This window comes from Variovorax sp. OK605, assembly GCF_900115445.1.
Taxonomy (GTDB): domain Bacteria; phylum Pseudomonadota; class Gammaproteobacteria; order Burkholderiales; family Burkholderiaceae_C; genus Variovorax.
In genome coordinates this window covers 309,376-325,232 of sequence record NZ_FOWL01000009.1, presented here as the reverse complement: position 1 = coordinate 325,232, position 15,857 = coordinate 309,376, and the positions used below count along the sequence as shown (strand labels likewise).

General features: G+C 69.5%; 20 protein-coding genes. 15 read left to right on the top strand and 5 right to left on the bottom strand.

Features of this window, described 5'->3' with window-relative positions:
* The first annotated feature begins 83 nt into the window (after positions 1-83).
* From BM013_RS24480 to BM013_RS24440, 9 genes are all read left to right on the top strand, one after another.
* Positions 84-356: a hypothetical protein gene (locus BM013_RS24480; protein WP_093130243.1), complete on the top strand. Its 273-nt coding sequence runs from the start codon at positions 84-86 to the stop codon at positions 354-356.
* Between the two features lie 22 nt (positions 357-378).
* On the top strand, positions 379-1,146 hold the full coding sequence (locus BM013_RS24475) for a hypothetical protein (RefSeq protein WP_093130242.1): 768 nt from the start codon (positions 379-381) through the stop codon (positions 1,144-1,146).
* A gap of 246 nt (positions 1,147-1,392) precedes the next feature.
* The gene (locus BM013_RS24470; protein ID WP_093130241.1) at positions 1,393-2,490 is read left to right on the top strand and encodes an alpha/beta hydrolase; all 1,098 of its coding nucleotides are present in this window, start codon (positions 1,393-1,395) and stop codon (positions 2,488-2,490) included.
* A gap of 48 nt (positions 2,491-2,538) precedes the next feature.
* Entirely contained in the window at positions 2,539-3,801 is a 1,263-nt protein-coding gene (locus BM013_RS24465; protein ID WP_093130240.1) for a sterol desaturase family protein, read from the top strand.
* Positions 3,802-3,946: 145 nt separating this feature from the next.
* A complete protein-coding gene (locus BM013_RS24460; RefSeq protein WP_093130239.1) occupies positions 3,947-4,282 on the top strand; it encodes a tannase/feruloyl esterase family alpha/beta hydrolase in 336 nt (111 codons plus the stop codon).
* 4 nt (positions 4,283-4,286) lie between these two features.
* Positions 4,287-4,895, top strand: a complete 609-nt coding sequence (locus BM013_RS24455; RefSeq protein WP_093130238.1) for a class I SAM-dependent methyltransferase — start codon at positions 4,287-4,289, stop codon at positions 4,893-4,895.
* Between the two features lie 215 nt (positions 4,896-5,110).
* Positions 5,111-5,947 (top strand): alpha/beta hydrolase, encoded by an 837-nt coding sequence (locus BM013_RS24450; RefSeq protein WP_093130237.1) that lies wholly within the window; start codon positions 5,111-5,113, stop codon positions 5,945-5,947.
* 9 nt (positions 5,948-5,956) lie between these two features.
* Complete coding sequence (locus tag BM013_RS24445; RefSeq protein ID WP_093130236.1) at positions 5,957-6,355, top strand: GNAT family N-acetyltransferase; 399 nt, start codon at positions 5,957-5,959, stop codon at positions 6,353-6,355.
* A 48-nt stretch (positions 6,356-6,403) separates the two neighbouring features.
* The gene (locus BM013_RS24440) at positions 6,404-6,781 is read left to right on the top strand and encodes a copper-binding protein (RefSeq protein ID WP_256221654.1); all 378 of its coding nucleotides are present in this window, start codon (positions 6,404-6,406) and stop codon (positions 6,779-6,781) included.
* 39 nt (positions 6,782-6,820) lie between these two features.
* On the opposite strand, the gene BM013_RS24435 is transcribed toward BM013_RS24440, so the two are convergent.
* Positions 6,821-7,603 (bottom strand): ATP-grasp domain-containing protein, encoded by a 783-nt coding sequence (locus BM013_RS24435; RefSeq protein WP_093130235.1) that lies wholly within the window; start codon positions 7,601-7,603, stop codon positions 6,821-6,823.
* A gap of 12 nt (positions 7,604-7,615) precedes the next feature.
* The gene (locus tag BM013_RS24430; protein WP_093130234.1) at positions 7,616-8,014 is read right to left on the bottom strand and encodes a PaaI family thioesterase; all 399 of its coding nucleotides are present in this window, start codon (positions 8,012-8,014) and stop codon (positions 7,616-7,618) included.
* A 167-nt stretch (positions 8,015-8,181) separates the two neighbouring features.
* Between BM013_RS24430 and BM013_RS24425 the strand changes: the two genes are divergently transcribed.
* Complete coding sequence (locus tag BM013_RS24425; RefSeq protein WP_093130233.1) at positions 8,182-8,730, top strand: TetR/AcrR family transcriptional regulator; 549 nt, start codon at positions 8,182-8,184, stop codon at positions 8,728-8,730.
* Positions 8,731-8,831: 101 nt separating this feature from the next.
* Here the strand turns inward: BM013_RS24425 and BM013_RS24420 are convergent, their stop codons facing one another.
* Positions 8,832-9,026 carry a hypothetical protein gene (locus tag BM013_RS24420; protein ID WP_093130232.1) on the bottom strand — a complete coding sequence of 65 codons (195 nt, stop codon included), beginning with the start codon at positions 9,024-9,026 and terminating at the stop codon, positions 8,832-8,834.
* 118 nt (positions 9,027-9,144) lie between these two features.
* A complete protein-coding gene (locus tag BM013_RS24415) occupies positions 9,145-10,047 on the bottom strand; it encodes a LysR family transcriptional regulator (protein WP_093130231.1) in 903 nt (300 codons plus the stop codon).
* A 96-nt stretch (positions 10,048-10,143) separates the two neighbouring features.
* Here BM013_RS24415 and BM013_RS24410 point away from each other — a divergent pair, with 96 nt between their 5' ends.
* Positions 10,144-11,490, top strand: a complete 1,347-nt coding sequence (locus BM013_RS24410) for an aspartate aminotransferase family protein (protein WP_093130230.1) — start codon at positions 10,144-10,146, stop codon at positions 11,488-11,490.
* Positions 11,491-11,507: 17 nt separating this feature from the next.
* On the opposite strand, the gene BM013_RS24405 is transcribed toward BM013_RS24410, so the two are convergent.
* On the bottom strand, positions 11,508-12,266 hold the full coding sequence (locus BM013_RS24405; RefSeq protein ID WP_093130229.1) for a hypothetical protein: 759 nt from the start codon (positions 12,264-12,266) through the stop codon (positions 11,508-11,510).
* A 91-nt stretch (positions 12,267-12,357) separates the two neighbouring features.
* Between BM013_RS24405 and BM013_RS24400 the strand changes: the two genes are divergently transcribed.
* From BM013_RS24400 to BM013_RS24385, 4 genes are all read left to right on the top strand, one after another.
* Positions 12,358-12,795 (top strand): hypothetical protein, encoded by a 438-nt coding sequence (locus BM013_RS24400; RefSeq protein WP_093130228.1) that lies wholly within the window; start codon positions 12,358-12,360, stop codon positions 12,793-12,795.
* Between the two features lie 123 nt (positions 12,796-12,918).
* Positions 12,919-13,425 (top strand): hypothetical protein, encoded by a 507-nt coding sequence (locus BM013_RS24395; protein ID WP_256220149.1) that lies wholly within the window; start codon positions 12,919-12,921, stop codon positions 13,423-13,425.
* The gene (locus tag BM013_RS24390) at positions 13,422-14,609 is read left to right on the top strand and encodes a PrsW family intramembrane metalloprotease (RefSeq protein WP_093130226.1); all 1,188 of its coding nucleotides are present in this window, start codon (positions 13,422-13,424) and stop codon (positions 14,607-14,609) included. The genes BM013_RS24395 and BM013_RS24390 overlap by 4 nt, the downstream gene beginning before the upstream one ends.
* A gap of 21 nt (positions 14,610-14,630) precedes the next feature.
* A complete protein-coding gene (locus BM013_RS24385) occupies positions 14,631-15,851 on the top strand; it encodes a helix-turn-helix domain-containing protein (protein WP_093130225.1) in 1,221 nt (406 codons plus the stop codon).
* Positions 15,852-15,857: the final 6 nt, after the last annotated feature.

The window sequence follows — 15,857 nt, the reverse complement described above, 5'->3', positions numbered from 1 at the left end:
GTCAGCCCTCGCGCATGGGCGGGGGCCGTGAAGCGACGCAAGCTCGTCGCTCGACACCATCCCGATGAAAAGGATCACCCACCATGCACCCCACGACGCCCCCACGCCATCCCGATGCCATCACGCAGCTCGACGTGTCCCAGGCCGTGCTCGAGGACGAGGAGAACCCGAGCGCCTTGCGCGCGACAACGCCGCAGGAGCGCGCCTTGTTGTCCCCCACGCACCGCGGCTGGGGGGCCGCGTGCCGCAGGGCCGTGCGCAGCGTGACGAGCAGCCCCGTGAAGCTGTTGGGCGGCGCGGCGGTGGTGGGCCTAGCGCTGGCCCTGGCGGTCGCCAAGCGGCCGGCCCGCCTCTGATTCGCACCGGCTCGCGGCCCCGGTGCGCAACGCGCTCGACTTCAGTTCCTGGCAAGGCCTGCTCTCGACCTTGCTGGGGCTGGTGCTCGTGTCGGCCATTGCGGTCGGCATCCGGCTGCTGGTCATGCACGGCGTGCAGCAGCGGCGCGAGCGGCAGAACCGGCAGATCAACGAACGGCTGAAGACGCTCATCGCGGCCTACAAGGTGCTGGGCGGTTCATTCACCGGCGAACTGGCCGTGGATCCGAGCCACCTTCGCGACCTGCGCCAGCGCGCGGGTGCCGTGACGGACATGCCCGCGACCGATGAAGACGGCCCGGCGCGCGCCGACATGCCCGCGTCGGACCGCCGCCGCCGCATCCGCGATGCGGTGGAGGCCGCGCTGTCCGACGTGATCCTTCTCGGAACCGAAACGCAGGTGCGGCTGGCGACGCGGGCGGCCAACGACATGGTCGCGGGCCGCACCGTGGAGACGGCGGAACTGGTGGTTGCGCTGCGCACCTTCATCCGCGACGTGCTCGACCTCGACCCCCTTCCCGCCGAACTCGGCGTGCCCAAGCAGGGCCCGTTGCGCGCGAAGGGCACGCCGTCGCGCGGCGAAGGTGGCGGCACGGCTGGCGCGCGCGGCGGCAGCGGTGCCAAGGGCGGCGGCGCGGGAGGTGCCGGCGCGGCGGGTGCGGGCGGTGGCCTGGCCGGCGTCGGCATGGGCATGCGGATGGAGAGCGCTTCCGACACAGCCGCTGTCGATGCGGCGGGCGGCGTGTCCGCGGACCTCGAGCCGCGGCCCTGAAGAAACACCGGCTCGTGACCAAAGGCCGGCTTCAGGTCGCGCTTGCGGGCTTGTAGGACGACGCCACGTCTTCGCCCGTCGCGCATCGATTCTTAAGTCGTTGGTCTACATGTCACTCGCCAGGCAAGGACACGCTTGGGGTTTCAACGGGGGCTTGCCATGCAAGGGCGATGCGAGCATCCACGCGCGCCGGCGCATCCGCTGCCGCACTCCGCGACAACCCCAGGACATATCCAGGAGAAGGCGATGATCCCCAGAACCCTGCACATCGCGGCACTGCTTGCCGCGGCGGCGCTCTCTGCCTGTTCGCAAGTCCCGCAGACCTACGCCGAGAAGGCCAGCGCGCAAGGCACGGCCAATGCGCAACCGGGCGCACGCCGATCGCCCGCGCAGCTCAGCCCGGTGCCGACCAGCGAGGTGAGCCCGCAGATGCAGGCGTTGATCGCGGCGCCGTACCCCGCGCACTTCAATGCGGCGCCGAAGGACGCGGCTGAATGGAAAGAGCTCATCAACCGCCGCGCCGCGCCCGTGATCGCGGCGATCCCGGCGATGAAGCAGAAGCTCGGCGTGAGCGTGCAGTCGGTGAAGATCGCCGGCGTCAACGCCTTCATCGTCACGCCCAACAAGATCGCGCCGGGCAACGAGAAGCGGCTGCTGATGCATGTGCACGGCGGCGGCTACGTGTTCGGCCCGGGCGAGTCGGCGCTGCCCGAGGCGCTGCTGCTCGCGAGCATCGGCGGCTACAAGGTCGTGTCGGTCGACTACCGCATGCCGCCCGACTTCCCGTACCCCGCCGCCATGGACGACGCCATGGCCGTGTGGAAGGAACTGCTCAAGACCAACCGGGCGAAGAACATGGCGGTGTTCGGCACCTCGACCGGCGGCGCGATGACGCTCGCGCTGGTGCTGCGCGCCAAGGCCGAGAACGTGCCGCTGCCGGGCGCCATCGCACCGGGCACGCCGTGGTCCGACATCGCGAAGGTCGGCGACACCTACCAGACCAACGAGTGGATCGACAACGTGCTCGTGACGTGGGACGGCTGGCTCGGGCGCGCCGCGCTTCTCTATGCCGCAGGCCGCGACCTGAAGGACCCGCAGCTGTCGCCGATCTACGGCGACTTCAAGGGCTTTCCGCCCGCGATCCTGACCACGGGCACGCGCGACCTGTTCCTGTCGAACACCGTGCGCACGCACCGCAAGCTGCGGCGCGCCGGTGTCGAGGCGGACCTGAACGTCTACGAAGGCCAGTCGCACGCGCAGTACGGGCTGAGTCCAGACGCACCGGAAACCCGAGAAGCATTTGGCGATATCGCGAGGTTCTTCGACCGGCACCTGGGGCGTTAGCAGGCAGCGCGCGTGGATACTCGGTCGCCACTCAACGACCGGTTCCCCATGCCCACTCCCTCCCCCGCAGAACGCTTCAAGAACGACGTCGCCCAGGAAATCAGGAAGGGCGTCGACCTCGCCCTTTCGCACGGGCCGCTGCACCGCGGCAAGGGCATGGTCAGCGGAATGATCGCGCTGGTGCTGGCCAACTTCAGCATGCTGGGCGTGTTGATGTTCCAGTTCCCGGCCTTCCTGAGCACGCCCAAGGTGCGCGAGGTGCTGAGCTTCGACGCCATGCGCACCGTGCTGCTGGTGGCCATGGTGGTGTGCGGCGCGCTGGCGCTGACCAACATCGTCTTCAACCGCGTGCGGCGGCTGTCGGCATGGGCGCTGTTCTGGCTGGCCGTGGCGGTCGTCGGCTCGCAACTGGGCGTGAGTGCCACGGGCCATGGCTGGCTGCCCGCGGGGCCGTTGCCGGCGAACATGCCGTACCTGGGCGTCGACTGGTTCATCTTCGACCTGCTGGCGACCACGCTGCTGTTCACCACCATCGAGAAGCTCAGGCCGCTGCGGCCCGCGATGCCGATCTTCCGCAAGGAGTGGCAGACCGACTTCATGTACTTCGTGACGGGCCACCTGCTGGTGGGGCTCACGCTGTTCCTGGTCTACGCCGTTCTTTATGGCGTGAGCGGCATGTTCGCGGGCGTGCAGCCCGGCGCACAGGACACGCTGCGCGGCTGGGTGCGCAACCTGCCGTTCGGCTATGCGCTGTTGCTGCTGATGCTGGTCACCGACTTCGCGCGCTACTGGCTGCACCGCTTCTATCACGAGACCGCGATCGGCTGGCGGCTGCACTCCATCCATCACAGCGCCGAGCACATGGACTGGATCTCGGGCAGCCGCACGCACGGCGTGGAGACGGTGCTGTCGACCGTGGTCATCCTCGCGCCGGCGTTCCTGCTGGGCTTCTCGCAGAACGTGATCAACGTGTACATCGTCATCGCGGGCGTGCAGGCGGTGTTCAACCACACCAACGCATCGGTGCGGCTGGGGCCGCTGCGCTACCTGATCGTGACGCCCAACTTCCACCACTGGCACCACAGCCGCGACGCCGAAGGGCTCGACCGTTGCTACGCGGCGCACTTCGCGTTCTGGGACTACCTGTTCGGCACCGCGGTGAAGGCGGACAAGAACAAGATCTGGCCCGACAACTACGGCGTGGTGGGCGACTACGTGCCCAAGGGGTTCTGGCAGCAGCAGCTGTATCCGCTGACGTGGTCGGGGCGGTGGACGGACGAGCACGGCGTGGTGCATCGAGAGAATCGCTAGCGCGCCGCGAGCCACGTTTGCGGCTTGTGGGGCGTGTACTGTGTGTGCGGCGCATGTGTCTTTCGCAAGCGCGCAAACCCGTGCCCATGTCGGGCGGCGTTGTCTCTACCATCTGCCTGACCGACAACGACCCGAGCAGGCGACCATGGCAATTCAAGAGTTTCATGCACACGGCCCCGCGCTGGGCGCAGTGGTCTTGGCAAGCGCCGTGCTGGCCGGGTGCGCGGGGACCAGCGGCCCCAGCGGCCCCACCGGCGCGACGGCCGACGCCCAGGCCGCGTGCACGGCGCTCCAGGGCATGGAGATCCCGGCCAGCGCGATCGGCCAGGCGCCCGGGACGATCGCGTCGGTCGACAACAACCCCGGCGCCCATCGCTCGCGCCCCGTGTGCCGCTGGCCGGCATGGCCGATGTTCACGGGCGCGGCGGGTGCCTCGGTGAACGATGCGTCGAACTTCGGCCGCGTCGTGCCCCGGCCATGACGCCATGACGCAGGTTCCGGGAACCGCCGGCTACGGCGCCAATGCGGCGGCCCTGGCGCAGCAGTACGAAAGCCTGAAGTTCGCCGATGTGCATCGCGTGGTGCTGCATTGCTTTCCACCGCCACCCGCCCGAGTGCTGGACATCGGCGCGGGCTCGGGGCGCGATGCCGCGGCACTGGCCGCGCTCGGCCACCGCGTGGTGGCGGTCGAGCCGACCCCCGAACTCCGCATGGAAGGCATGCGCCGCCATGCGGCCTTGCCCATCGAATGGGTGGACGACCATCTGCCCGCGTTGCACGCCACGCGGGCCGGCGGCCGCCGCCATGACCTGATCCTGCTGACTGCCGTGTGGATGCATCTCGATGCCGGCGAACGTGAAGTCGCCATGGAGGCCGTTGCGGCGCTGCTGGCCGATGGCGGGCAGGTCGTGATGTCGCTGCGCCATGGCCCCGTGCCGCAAGGCCGGCGGATGTTCAGCGTGTCGGCGGAAGAGACGACGCGGCTCGCCGAACGGCATGGCCTCGTGCTGAGTTTTCTCGGCGAGCGGGAAGACATGCTGGGCCGCGGCGATGTCACCTGGAGCTTTCTGGTCCTGCTTCGGCCTGGGGCATAGTCGCGCCGGGTGTCCGGCAAACCCGGCGCGTTTCGATGCCGCCGCCACGCACGGCAGGCGCGGTGGATGTGACAGCCGCTTCGCACTGGCGCGGTCGGCTTTTCCCCCGCCGAACCGCGGGTTCACCGAACGCGGCGAAACTACGCGCCATGCGCCGCGCACCAGCACCGGTGGCACCGGCAGCACCAGCACCATCTCCCCGGGAGTAGAACAACTTGGCATCCAACAAAGTCTTTCGCATCGCACTGTCGGCTTCGGCCGCCGCCATCGGAGGCATCGCGGCGTACTGGACCCTGCTTGCGGCACGGCAAGGCGACATCCTGTTCAACGCGCGCAAGCTTCCCGTCGTGCATCTGTCCGACGATTTCTCCACCTACTCGCACACCGTGCCCGGCGGCATGGTGCGCGGCTACGTCTACCACCCGCAGGGCGAGGCCGCGCTGCAGGACCTGTTCGTCTACTTCGCGGGGCGCGGCGAAGACGTGCGCGCCACCGCGCAGATGCTGCACTGGCTGCCCGAGGGCTTCGGCTTCGCCGCGCTCAACTACCGCGGCGTGGCCGATTCGCAGGGGCATCCGTCGGAGATCGCCTCGGTCCAGGACGCGTGCCAGTTCGCCAACCACTTGCGCAAGGCCTTCCCGCACGCGCGGCTGCACGTCGTCGGCCGCAGCCTGGGCACGGGCGTGGCCATCCAGCTCGTGGCACGTCAGGCATTCGCGAGCCTGCAACTCGTCACGCCGTACGACTCCATGCTCGAAGTGGCCAAGAAGCGGTTCCCGCTGGTGCCGCTGTCGCTGCTGTTGCGGCACCAGTTCAATTCGCTGGAGCACAGCAAGGAAGTGGCTGCCAAGACGCAGGTGCTGCTGGCGGAGCGCGACGACGTGGTGCTGCCCGAGCGCTCGGCCAAGCTCATCGCGGCCTGGCCTACCCCCATCAGCGTGCAGACCGTGCCGGGCTCGGACCACCACAGCATCATGGGGCTCGAGGCGACGTGGCTCTATCTCCTCGACTTCGCGTTGACGGCGATTCTTCCGGAGCCGAAGGCGGCGTAGGGATTCACCATGACGCGCGCGATCGTTCGGGCTTTCGAGGCGGCCGATCTCGCGGCGGTGCACCGGCTCCTGGCGTGCAGCGGATGGTCGCACCGGATACCCGACGCGCAACACCTGGCTCGCCTGGTCGCCGCGTCGCAGCGGGTGGTGGTGGCCGAGACCGACGGGCGTGTCGTCGGCTTCGCGCGCGCGATCACCGACGGGATCTCGAACGGCTACCTGTCGATGGTCGTGGTTGCGCAGGATGCCCGCAGGCAGGGCGTGGGCCGGGCGCTTGCCGAAGAGATCATGCGAGGCGACGACGCCGTCACCTGGGTGCTTCGCGCGGGCAGGGAGGGCGCCGACGCCTTCTTCGCCGCGCTCGGATTCGTCGGCTCGACGGTGGCGATGGAACGCACGCGCCGCTGAGCCAGAATGTCGTGCTGAACGTCCATCCGACCTCGAGGAGACTCACGCATGCCGCTCGCGCCGCACCGCACCGTTCTTGCCAGCATCGGCCTCGGCTTCTTGCTCATGGCCGTCAACGCCGGCGCGCAACCGAAACCGCCTGACGGCTTGGAGCACGCAGGCGCGTCCGCGCAGGTGCTCACCCCAGCAGTCGTGCGGTCGTTCCACGAAGAGCCCGGCGGCAAGTCCTACGTGCGGCTGAAGCTGTTGCCCAGGGCGAAGCTCCCGTTCACCGTGCAGACCTTCAGGGTCGCCGACCGGTCGTTGCTCGTGGGCCTTTCCGAAGGCGCCTCGGTGAAGTTCACTTCCAGGCACATCGACGGCGAGAACACCGTGACGTCGATCCACGCAGTGGCGGGATGCCAGCGATTTCAACCGTGTGACTGAGGCTGGCCTACCGGGGAGCCAGTGCGCGCAAGCCGCTGTTCAGCCCGCGCCTTCCATGTCCTCCAGAGCCAACACGAGCGATTGCACGTTGCCGGCATAGAAGCCTGCCGCGTTGATCGTGTTGATTTCCACGATCTTCAAGCCGTGCGGGGTGTCGCACACATCGATCACGAACGCCCTGTGCGGTTGCCATGCCTGCACGCACGCCTGCACGAACCGGTCGAACCGTTCATCCACGTCGCTGGCGTACATCACCTTGTCGCCGCGCTTGTACATGCTCCGCGTCGCGATCTCGCCGTTCACGATCCAGAAGCGGTACTCGCCGTGGATGGTCTTCGGGTTGCAGATCTGCACGAGCGTTTCACCGCTCAACGACGTCCCGTAGTCGTGCCCGAGGTCGACGACCTTGTGCTTCCAATCATTGAAGTCCTCGGGCATGAAGACCTTGCCCGCGAAGTACTTGCTGTCGTCGACGGGCCGCAGGAAGGTCGGTTCGGCGAGGAGCGGCACGTCCTTGAACGGCAGGATCCTGCTGTCGAAGTTCAGCATGCGCTCGCCCCAGTGCTGGAGCTGGACCTTGAAGTCCTTGTCGAACAGGTCGTAGACGCCGGGTGTCCAGCGCTGGGCCCTGGCCGTGTGCCGCATCGAGTACGAACCGAAGCACACGACCTTCTCCTGTTGCGGCTGCGCGGGCGGCACCAGCTCCCCGATGAACGGGATGACCTTGTGGACCGAGAAGGGAATGGCGAACCGCTCCAGCGTTCCGGTCAGGTTGGCCCACTCGTTTTCCTTGAACAGGTTTTCTTGGAGGATCCAGTGCACACGCGGCTCCCGTCACGTCCGTCGCACGAGTTTGCCCGTGGAAGACGCACGCGCAATCAACCGCCCGTCGGGCGCGAACAGGTCTGCGTCGAGGAACACCACGCTGCGTCCCCATCGAAGGATGCGCGCCTCGGCCTCGAAGGTGGTCACTTCGGCCCGGTCGAGGAACGAGACCTTGAGCTCCAGGCTGGCGAGGCCGGCGGTCGGGTCCTTGGCGTGCACGGCGACAGCCATCGAGCAGTCGAGCCAGGCGGTGACGAGCCCGCCCTGCACCACGGTCCCGTTGCTGTGCGCGAACTCCGGCCGCGCAACGAAGCGCACGCGCGCCACGCCGGCTTCGGGGTCGGTATGCAGCACCTGCGAGAAGCCGATGGTGTGCATCAGCGCGCTGGGGAATTTTTCGATTTCCATGCGCGCATTCTCTCGCGGCGGTCGTTGCCGCCCCCTGCGGCGGCGACGCCAAGGTGACGCGCGCTTCGGCCGCGCCAGCAGGTCGCTTCGGGTAGGGTAGGGCGTCTTTACCAACCGATCGACGCGGTAACAGACTGATCCGGTAGAAGCTGCGCTAGACTGCGGGAATGCCCAGGCCGACCAGACCCGAGATAGACGCAGAAATCATCGACCGCGCCGCGGCGCTGTTCGCCAGACACGGTTTTGCGAACACCTCGCTCCAGCAGATCGCGGACGCCGTCAACTACTCCAAGGCCGGGTTGCTGCACCACTACCCGAGCAAGAAGGCGATCTACGACGCGGCACTGAAGATCGGCCTCGGGCAGACGCAGACGCTGCTGGCCAGCGTCAAGGGCATTCCGCCCGGCGTCGAGCGGGACCGGGCCGTGGTGGAGGCTTCGGTCGACCTGACCTTCGACTGGCCGGGCCTGTCGGCGTTCGCAAACCAGCTCGCGAACACCGAGCAGGACGTCGACCCGGAGCTGACCGAGATGGGCCTCATGATGTACGCCGCCCTTGCCATCGACCTGAAGTCGGCGAAGATGGAGCGCATCGTGCGTGTGACGAGCGCTTTTTCGGGGCTCGGCATCACGGCCATGCTGGCCGCCCGGGTCAACCTCAAGAAAGAGTGGCGCAACGACATCGTCGCGTCCGCGATGAACGCACTGGGCCACTGACGCCGAGCTTCGTCACCGCAGGCGCGCGTGGGCACCCGTCACCCGCCACCCGCCACCCGCCACCCGCCACCCGCCACCCGCCACCCGCCACCCGCCACGCGTCACACGCCGCCGACGAAGCTGATGAATTTCGGGGCCAGGATCCCGTGCCCCATGCTGACCGACACGCGCAACTCGGGCATGCGCGTCGCCACGGTCTTGCCGGCCATGTAGAGCCCGCCGAACGCCATCCCGAGAACGACGAGCATCTTCATGTGCGGCTTGATGGCCGTGAAGGCGAGGTGCAGGCGGGTCAATGTGTTTTCCTTCTTGGAGGGGCGGGCAGTCCAGCCTCACGCCGAGGCTGAAGGGCTCATTATTCTACCGATTCGGTTGGTTGACAACCATTTCGGTTTGTATATTCCAGGAGGTGGGTCAAGCCGCGGGAAGAAACTTCCTCACGTGCGCAGCGAACGCGGTGGTCAACGCCGTCGGTTCCTTCCGGTCGAACGCGAGGGTGACGCCGACGCTCGGCAGGTCGGGCAGGCCGTGTTCCGGCGTGAGGATCTCCAGGTCGTCGGGCACGGCGGTGCGCGTCAGCACGATGACGGCCTGGCCCGAACGCGCCATGCCGACCAGGCCCGAGAGGCTGCTGCTGGCATAGGCGAGCCGGTACGCGCGGCCCGCGGCCTCGAGCGAGCGCTTCGGCCACAGATGGTCCAGCGCGTCGGGCGCGCCCAAGGCCAGCGGCAGCGGGTCGAGCAGGGCGGCGGCACCGCCGCGCCGTGCCACCCACACCAGCGGCTCGCGGCGGATCACGTCGGTGCCGGCCGCGCCGCTTGCGTCGACCGAGCTGTCCGAGCTGTTCGAGCTGCCCGCGCTGCCCGCGATCGACACCAGCGCCAGGTCGACCGCGTGCCGCGCCAGCAGCTCGTGCAGCCGCGGTGTCGGCGCGCATGTCACGTCCACCTGCACCCGCGGATGCAGGCTGGCGAAGCCTTGCAGCAGGTACGGCAGGAACACGACCGCATAGTCGTCGGGGCAGCTGAAGCGCAGCACGCCGGTCAGCTGCTCGCCGCGCAGCTCGGCCAGTGCTTCGTCGTGCTTGCGCAGCAGCTCGCCCGCGCGCACCAGCAGCCGCTCGCCGGTGGCGGTGAGCGTCACGCCCCGCCCGGTGCGGTACAGCAGCGGCTGCTCGACGATGCCTTCGAGCTTCTGCATCTGCATGCTGAGCGCCGACTGCGTGCGCCCGACGCGTGCCGCGGCCTGGCCCAGCACGCCGGTCTCGGCAATGGCCACGAAGCTGCGCAGCAGGTCGATGTCGAGGGATTGGCTCACGAAATGAGTTCTCCTGATACCTGAGTTCAAAACAATTCGCTTCCCCACGCGCGGGCCGCTGCGTAAGGTGCTTCATTTTGATCGGGAAGCATCGACATGAGCAGGAACGACGACCCCCAGTTTTGGCAGCAGGCCCGACAGCACCTGGTGCGCTACGGCGGCAGCTTCGAGCCGTTGATCATCGAGCGGGCGCAAGGCAGCTTCGTCTACGACGCCGACGGCCGCGCGATCCTCGACTTCACCTCGGGCCAGATGAGCGCGCTGCTCGGGCACTCGCACCCGGACATCGTCGCCGTCGTGTCGGAGCATGCGCGCACGCTCGACCATCTGTTCAGCGGCATGCTGTCGCGCCCGGTGGTGGCGCTGGCCGCGCAGATCGCGAAGCATGCACCGCCGGGGCTGGAGCGCTCGCTGCTGCTGAGCACCGGCGCCGAGTCGAACGAGGCGGCGCTGCGCATGGCCAAGCTGGTGACGGGCCGCCACGAGGTGGTGGCGTTCACGCAGTCGTGGCACGGCATGACCGGCAGCGCGGCCGCGGCCACCTACAGCGCGGGGCGCAAGGGCTACGGCCCGGCCGCGGCCGGCTCGCTGGCCATTCCGGCGCCGAATGCCTACCGGCCGCGCTTCACCACGCCGGCCGGTGAGCTCGACTGGCGCCGCGAACTCGACGACGGCTTCGAGCAGGTCGACCGGCAGTCGACCGGCGCGCTCGCGGCGTTCATTGCGGAGCCGATCCTCAGCAGCGGCGGCATTCTCGAGTTGCCCGCGGGCTACATGGCCGCGCTGAAGAAGAAGTGCGGCGAGCGCGGCATGCTGCTGATCGTCGACGAGGCGCAGACCGGCGTCGGGCGCACCGGGCTGATGTTCGCGTGCGAGCGCGACGGCGTCGCGCCCGACATCCTCACGCTCTCCAAGACGCTGGGCGCGGGCCTGCCGCTGGCGGCGATGGTGACCACGGCGGCCATCGAGGAAGAGGCCCATGCGCGCGGCTTCCTCTTCTACACGACGCACGTGTCCGACCCGCTGCCCGCGGCGGTCGGCCTCAAGGTGCTCGAAGTGGTGGAGCGCGACGGGCTCGTGGAGCGCGCGCGCACGGCGGGCGCGCGGCTCACGCAGGGGCTGCAGCGCCTGCAGTCGCGGCATGAATGCATCGGCGACGTGCGCGGACGCGGCCTGCTGCTGGGGCTGGAACTCGTCACCGACCGTCGGACCCGCGAGCCGGCCTCCGAACTCGGCGAAGCCATCACGCGCGAGTGCATGCGGCTCGGGCTGAGCATGAACATCGTGAAGCTGCCGTCCATGGGCGGCGTCTTCCGGATCGCGCCGCCGCTGACGATCAGCGACAGCGAGATCGACCTCGGGCTGGAGCTGCTCGACAAGGCGATCGACAACGCCGTGCGTGCCGCGGCGGGCAAGCGGCTGGCTGCCGTGAACGCGGCGTAGCGCGCCGGGCGATCGGGTCAGCCGGCCGGAAGCCAGCGGCCCGAACTCGGGCACAGCATGGCCGGCGCGCCGTTCACCAGCACCTGTTCTTCGCCCAGTTGCTGCGCGGCCGCGGGATCGACGTCGAACGCGATCCGCAGCGCGCGTGCGACGTGGGCGTTGGCCATGGGCAGTTCCCAGGTCAGGAAGAGCTGGGTGCAGTCCTGCCCCGGCAGGAAGTCGGCCGCGTCGAAGCCGGTGCTGCCGCGCCGCACCACGGCATGCGGCTGGCCGGTGTCGAAGACCAGCGCGGTGCCGCGCGCCAGCGGAATGCGTTGCCCCGCGTACGGAAAGAGCACGTCGAGCCCGCGGTCCTCGCTCACGAACAGATTGCAGAACGCCGCACTGCCGTACTGCGCGCCGTCGTGGTGGTAGCGCGCGCCGCGGCAGGCCATGAGGGCGATGTCGCTGGCGGCCAGCACGCCGGGCAGCCCCTGCGCATGGGTCCAGTCGGCCATGGCCTGCACGCAGCGCTTGTAGTCCGGCCAGCGCATGCGCGCCCGCGCGAGCGGCATCGGCTCGACGTCGCCGGGCTCCAGTGCCAGCTGCGAGGCGATCTCGCGGTCCCAGTCCGCCACCAGCCGCGCGGGCGGCGCCGGTATGTCGAGCGTGGCCGACAGCACCGTGCCGCTCACGCTGCGGCTGCGCAGCGCGTCGCCGTTCCAGAAGATGGAGGTGAGGGCGTCGCGCGTGCCGGACAGCGGCTGCGGCGCGGACGATGGAGGAGGGCGGCTCATCCGGGCCAGTGTAGTCACGGGTCCCGCGCACCCTCCCGCGTGCCGATGCCCACAGAATGTCGGCCTCCAACACCCGAAAGGCATTCGCCACATGTTGACGTACGCGATCCAGAAAGTCGGCTACGACCACCAGCAGACCGACCCGCAAGGCGAGACCAACCTGATCGCCTTCATGGCCGCCATCGACGCCTTCCCCTGGGGCGAGCAGCACCAGGCATGGGACGAGGCGCAGGAGGGGCCGCTGCCCGCGCTGGTGCTGTGCAACGACGCCGAGCAGCGGCAACTGTGGGTCACTGCACTGGGTACCGGCACGACGGGTGGCACCGCGGGCAGCTACCAGCTGCAGTCGGTCGCGATGCGCATGCGCAAGGGCTTCTTCGGCAAGGGCAAGCTGGCGCAGGACGCGACCGTTGCCGACGCGCGCAACCGCGGCGAGGTCGACCGGCTGTGCGAACTCTTCTGCGACGGCCAGTACGACGCGCTCGACCGCGAGGTGGAGCGGCTCGCGGCTCGCGACAGCGGCGACTGACTGTCACCGCGATCGTGGCCGGCGCACCGCGCACCGCGAATTTCATCGGGCCTATGGCACGATCAAAGGATGCATGAGCCGTCACGCCGAATACCCTATCGCACCTGGCCGGGCGCGCTCGCGGTGCTTCTCGCCATCGCCGTCTACGTGGGCGGCCTGAGCCTCTGGGACCGCCGCACGCCCGCGAGCCGGCCCCTGCCCGAGGGCGGCACGGTGGCCGTGGGCCAGGCGCGCTTCATTCCGGTCGAGGGCTGGCAGATGGACGTGTCGCGCTCCAAGGCCGGCCAGTCGATGATGCTCTTCAAGGGCAGCCACAAGTTCCTGGTGACCGTCGGGCAATGGGCCGGCGGACCCGACGGCCCGATGCTGCGGCAGCAGCGGCTCATGGAGCGCGGGCAGGGCCTGCGCATCGACGGCGACGTGTCCGACTTCATCACCCTGTGGGGCCTGCAGGGGAAGACTTTCGCCTACTACGGCTCGAAGCTGGCGGGCCGCTTCTGGCAGGTGGTCGACCCGCGGCGCCAGTCGGTGGTGCAGATCGACGCCTACGGCGCCGACGACGGGCTCGACGAAGCCCTGGAAGACGCCCGCGAGATGCTCGACTCGATGGACCTGGAGGCCGCGCAATGATCCCGCCGGTCTTCGACAAGGACGCTTCCGCGTGGCCGGTGGGCACCGACTCCTTCTTCCAGCCGCGCCGCGTGGCGTTCTGGGTGCTGGCCGCGCTGATCGTCAACGGCCTGTTCTACACGCTGCACCTGTTCTTCATGGGCGTGCGCGTGGTGCCCGTCACCGCGCTGCTGGGGCTGGTGGTGTGGGGGCTCTACACGCTGGTGTTCCTGCAGGTCTTTCGCACGCTGGACCTGCTCGAGCAGCACCCGCCCGAGGCCTTCGTGCTGGCCTTCGCATGGGGCGGCATGGGCGCCGTGTATTTCTCGGCGCCGGCGAACATCGCCATCCAGAGCCTGTGCGCCAAGCTGGTGTCGCCGGAGTTCGTGGCGGTCTGGGGGCCGGCGGTGGCGGGGCCGATCACGGAAGAGTTCCTCAAGCTCGCGGGCGTGATCCTGCTGGTGCTGGTGGCGCGCAACCAGTTCCAGACCTACCTGTCGGTGCTGATCGTCGGCGCCATGACCGGGCTGGGCTTCCAGGTGACCGAGAACCTGATCCACACGGTCAATGCCTCGATGCACTTCCCGCTGGAAAACCAGGTGGCGCCGGTGTTCATCAACCTGCTGACGCGCGGGCTGCTGAGCGGGCTGTGGAGCCACGCGGCCTACACGACCATCGCGTCCTTCGGCATCGCGTGGTTCCTGCTGCACCCCGAGAAGCCGCGGGTGGTGCGCATCGCCGTGGCCTTCCTGTGCTTTGCGCTCGCATGGGCCATGCACTTCGTCTGGAACTCGCCGTTCCTCGAAGACCTGTTCGACGGCGGCTATGGCGAGATGGCCGTGCTGCTCGCCGTGAAGGGCATTCCCGTGGTCATTGCGGCGGGGCTTTTCTGGCGCGTTGCCGCGCGCGAGAACGGCACCTACCTGCATGCGCTGGCGGCCTACTTCGTGCCCGAGCGCGAGCTGATCCGCGACGACGAGTGGGTGCGCATCGGCGCGCCGCTGCAGCGCTACAAGGTCCGCCGCGAAATCGGGTGGACCTTCGGCTGGCGTGCGCGCCGGCTGAAGACGCGGCTGCAGCGCGAGCAGTTGCGGCTGATCCGCAAGGCGGGCACTTACGGGCGCGGCGCGCAGACGCTGCGCCACGAGGTGGCGGTGCGGCGCCTGCGCGCGCAGCTCGAGCCGCTGATCGCCGTGCAGCCCTGAGCGCGCCGCAACCCTGCCGACATGGATTCGCTGATCGCCGCCTCCGCCCGCGCGCTTGCCGCCGGCGACGCGCTGGGCGCGCTCAAGCGCGTGGCGCTGCGCGACGACCCGCCGGCGCTGGCGCTGCGCGGCATCGCGATGGCGCAGCTTGGCGAGCACCCGCGTGCGCGCGAGCTGCTCAAGCGCGCGGCGACCGGCTTCGGCGCGCATGAAGAACTGTTTCGCGCGCGCTGCGTCGTCGCCGAGGCCGAGGTGGCGCTGGCCATGCGCGACCTTGGCGGTACACCGCGCGCGCTGGCCGCGGCGGCCGCCACGCTCGAAGCGCGCGCGGACCACGCCAACGCGCTGCAGGCGCGGCTGATCGCGGCGCGCCGGCTGCTGCTGCTCGGGCGGCTCGACGAGGCCGCCGCCGCATTGGCGCTGCTCGATGCGCGCGGCCTGCCGCCTTCGCTGGCGGCGGTGGCCGAGCTCAGCGCGGCGGAACTGGCGCTGCGCTCGCTGCACATCGGCACCGCGCACGCGGCACTCGAACGCGCGCACGAAGCCGCCGGCCGCGCCCGCGTGCCCGCGCTGCTGGCCGAGGTGGCCGAGGCGCGCGCCACGCTGGAGCGGCCCGCCGCGCGGCGTCTGTCCAACGGCGACGAGCAGGTGCTGCGTCTCGACGAGGTCGCCGCGCTGCTGGCCTCCGATGCGCTGGTGATCGACGCCTGCCGCCGCGGGCTCGGCATGGGTGAAGCCTGGCAGCCGCTGGCACGCCGGCCCGTGCTGTTCGCGCTGGCGCGTGTGCTGGCCGAGGCGTGGCCCGGCGACGTCGATCGCGAAGCCCTGATCGCCAGCGCCTTTCGCACGCAGCGCCCCGACGAAACGCACCGCGCGCGCTTGCGCGTCGAGATCGGCCGCCTGCGCGCGCTGGCCAAGGGCATGGCGCAGATCGAGGCCACGCCGCGCGGCTTCGTGCTCAAGCCGCACGGCCCACGCGCGGTGGTGGTGCTGGCGCCGCCGATCGACGGTGAACAGGGCGCGCTGGTGGCGCTGCTGTCCGACGGCGCGGCGTGGTCGACCTCGGCGCTCGCGCTGGCGCTGAACGCGAGCCAGCGCACGGTGCAGCGCGCGCTTGCCGATCTCGAAGCCGAAGGCCGCGTGCGTTCGATCGGACAGACACGGGCGCGGCGCTGGCTGTCGCCGCCGCTGGCCGGATTCACGACGATCTTGTTACTCCCCGCTGCGCTGCCGATTGAATAGAGTTGT

What these genes read in the sequence shown, in the direction of transcription:
- BM013_RS24480 (WP_093130243.1), top strand. Translation starts at nt 84, where the DNA reads ATGCACCCCACGACGCCCCCACGCCATCCCGATGCCATCACGCAGCTC.
- BM013_RS24470 (WP_093130241.1), top strand. Translation starts at nt 1,393, where the DNA reads ATGATCCCCAGAACCCTGCACATCGCGGCACTGCTTGCCGCGGCGGCG.
- BM013_RS24465 (WP_093130240.1), top strand. Translation starts at nt 2,539, where the DNA reads ATGCCCACTCCCTCCCCCGCAGAACGCTTCAAGAACGACGTCGCCCAG.
- BM013_RS24460 (WP_093130239.1), top strand. Translation starts at nt 3,947, where the DNA reads ATGGCAATTCAAGAGTTTCATGCACACGGCCCCGCGCTGGGCGCAGTG.
- BM013_RS24455 (WP_093130238.1), top strand. Translation starts at nt 4,287, where the DNA reads ATGACGCAGGTTCCGGGAACCGCCGGCTACGGCGCCAATGCGGCGGCC.
- BM013_RS24445 (WP_093130236.1), top strand. Translation starts at nt 5,957, where the DNA reads ATGACGCGCGCGATCGTTCGGGCTTTCGAGGCGGCCGATCTCGCGGCG.
- BM013_RS24440 (WP_256221654.1), top strand. Translation starts at nt 6,404, where the DNA reads ATGCCGCTCGCGCCGCACCGCACCGTTCTTGCCAGCATCGGCCTCGGC.
- BM013_RS24430 (WP_093130234.1), bottom strand. Translation starts at nt 8,014, where the DNA reads ATGGAAATCGAAAAATTCCCCAGCGCGCTGATGCACACCATCGGCTTC.
- BM013_RS24425 (WP_093130233.1), top strand. Translation starts at nt 8,182, where the DNA reads ATGCCCAGGCCGACCAGACCCGAGATAGACGCAGAAATCATCGACCGC.
- BM013_RS24410 (WP_093130230.1), top strand. Translation starts at nt 10,144, where the DNA reads ATGAGCAGGAACGACGACCCCCAGTTTTGGCAGCAGGCCCGACAGCAC.
- BM013_RS24405 (WP_093130229.1), bottom strand. Translation starts at nt 12,266, where the DNA reads ATGAGCCGCCCTCCTCCATCGTCCGCGCCGCAGCCGCTGTCCGGCACG.
- BM013_RS24400 (WP_093130228.1), top strand. Translation starts at nt 12,358, where the DNA reads ATGTTGACGTACGCGATCCAGAAAGTCGGCTACGACCACCAGCAGACC.
- BM013_RS24390 (WP_093130226.1), top strand. Translation starts at nt 13,422, where the DNA reads ATGATCCCGCCGGTCTTCGACAAGGACGCTTCCGCGTGGCCGGTGGGC.
- BM013_RS24385 (WP_093130225.1), top strand. Translation starts at nt 14,631, where the DNA reads ATGGATTCGCTGATCGCCGCCTCCGCCCGCGCGCTTGCCGCCGGCGAC.